At 62.8% G+C, this 1,180-nt stretch carries 1 pseudogene; it reads right to left on the minus strand.

Annotation, left to right across the window (positions count from 1 at the left end):
* Nucleotides 1-124: 124 nt before the first annotated feature.
* Nucleotides 125-1,180: pseudogene (locus tag I5W_RS04215) on the minus strand (NAD(+) synthase); the annotation flags it as partial.

Consider the following 1,180-nt stretch of genomic DNA (forward strand, 5'->3'; position numbering starts at 1 on the left):
CGGATAAGCATTTATTGTTATTTTACTGGCAGCGCCGTGGTCACCTTGAAAGACTTGCACATTGTCAATCAGGCGTGCGCAGCTTCCTACATTCTTGGGCAAGCGCGGCCATAAAAAGCCCGATTCAAGCCTCCTGGTCGGGGATACGCTCCAGATCCTGCAGCCAGACGGTGGCCTCGCCATCGCTGGGCGCCCGCCAATCCCCACGCGGCGAGAGTGAGCCGCCGGTGCCGACCTTGGGCGCATTGGGCACGCAGGAGCGCTTGAACTGGCTGGTCTTGAAGAAGCGATAGACGAAGATGCCCAGGTTTTTCTTGATCTGCGGCAAGCTGTACTGGTTGCGCGCACCATGCAGCCCCTCCGGCCAATGGCCGACATTGCGGTCCTGCCAGGCGCTGTGGGCCAGGAAGGCCACCTTGGCCGGGGTGAAGCCGTAGCGCAGGATGTAGTACAGGTTGAAGTCCTGCAATTCGTAGGGACCGATGAAGTCCTGGGTACGCTGCCCCGGCTCGCCCTCGGACGCGCCCGGCACCAGCTCCGGGCTGATCTCGGTTTCCAGGATGTGGATCAGCACTTCCGGCTGTTTCAGCTCCAGCGAACCCGATTCGGCCACCCAGCGCACCAGGTGGGTGATCAAGGTCTTGGGCACGCTGGCATTGACGTTGTAGTGCGACATGTGGTCGCCCACGCCATAGGTACACCAGCCCAGCGCCAGCTCGGACAGGTCGCCGGTGCCGATGACGATGGCGCCATGATGGTTGGCCAGGCGGAACAGGTGATTGGTGCGCTCGCCGGCCTGCACGTTCTCGAAGGTGATGTCATAGACCGGCTCGCCGCGCGAATACGGGTGCCCCAGATCCTTCAACATCTGTTCGCAGCTGGGACGGATATCGATTTCCTGCGCCGCGCAGCCGACCTGCGCCATCAACTGATGCGCCTGCACCAGCGTGCGGCTGCTGGTGGCAAAACCGGGCATGGTGTANGCCAGGATATTGGTGCGCGGCAGGCCCAGCTTGTCCATGGCCTTGGCGCAGACCAGCAGCGCATGGGTGGAATCGAGCCCGCCCGACACCCCGATGACCACTTTTTTCACCCCGACGACGACAGCCGCTGCACCAGCGCCTGCACCTGGATGTTGNNTAACTCGCGGCAGCGCAGCTCGCGCTGCTCGGCATTGGCC

The organism is Herbaspirillum sp. B65, from assembly GCF_000333555.1.
GTDB lineage: Bacteria > Pseudomonadota > Gammaproteobacteria > Burkholderiales > Burkholderiaceae_D > Herbaspirillum > Herbaspirillum rubrisubalbicans.